Raw genomic sequence first — 1,028 nt, forward strand, 5'->3', positions numbered from 1 at the left:
ACGGAAATAGGTCGGCCGGAACCAGGGCTCGGCGTTGAGGCCGTTGAAGACGTGTAGCCGCAGGCCGTTGAGATCGTCGACGCTTACGCGCGTATGGATGCCGTCGAGCATCGCATAGTGATCATTGCTGTGCGGCAGCTTCAGATAGTCCGCGGCAAGTTCAGCAGCGCGTCGCTGGATCCGGTCGAGCCCGGCGCGGTCGTCGGCCGGCGTCGTGACGAAGCCGTTGTCGATGAAGCGCTGCGCCAGCGCCTGCTCGTCGGCCTGGAGGAAGTCCGTATCCGTCATGCAAAATACTCCCGGGCGGTCGCGCAAATATAACTGATATCGGCGGCCGAGAGGAACTGATTGATCGGGAGCGTGAGGATCTGATCCGCCTGCCGCTCGGTCACCGGAAACGCGCCGCGCCCCAGACCGAGATGCGCTGCCGCCGGCTGAAGGTGGATCGGCACCGGATAGTGGATCGCGGTCTCGATGCCCTTGTCGGCAAGATATTTCTGGAAGTCGTTGCGGCGGTCGGTCTGCACCACGAAGGTGTGGAACGTATTGAACTCGATGTTGCGGCAGGGCGGAATGAACAGGGGCAGGCCTGCGAGCTCGGCGCGGTATTGCGCGGCGTTGCGCCGCCGGCGCTCGATCACCGACGGCAAATTGCGGAGGCGGATTCGCAGCACGTCCGCCTGAAGCGTGTCGAGCCGCGATACGATGCCCCATTCCTGGACGTCGCTGCGGTTGATCAGACCGTGATTACGCAGGCGGCGAATTCGTGCGGCAAGCTCGGCGTGGGCGGTGACGAGGAAGCCGGCATCGCCCGCGGCATTGAGATTCTTCAGGGGATGCGCGGAGAAGCAGCCGAACGTTCCGATGGTGCCGCTCATCCGCCCGTCATAGGTCGAACCGACTGCCTGGGCGCTGTCCTCGATCACGGCGAGAGCGTGCTTGTCGGCGATCGCCATCAGCGGGTTCATGTCGGCCATGCGCCCGGTCAGGTGCACCGGCATGATCGCCTTGGTCCGCGGCGTGACGGC

General features: G+C 64.6%; 1 protein-coding gene and 1 pseudogene. Both read right to left on the minus strand.

The annotated features are described in order from the left end of the window. Positions 1–288 (minus strand): annotated as a pseudogene (locus tag AC1D00_RS42625) (sporadic carbohydrate cluster 2OG-Fe(II) oxygenase); the annotation flags it as partial. After that, positions 285–1,028, minus strand: a 744-nt coding sequence (locus AC1D00_RS42630) for a DegT/DnrJ/EryC1/StrS family aminotransferase (RefSeq protein WP_477014850.1), incomplete at its 5' end; no start/stop codon positions are given. The gene AC1D00_RS42630 and the pseudogene AC1D00_RS42625, both read right to left, overlap by 4 nt.

It is taken from the genome of Bradyrhizobium sp. P2_E8, assembly GCF_056403875.1.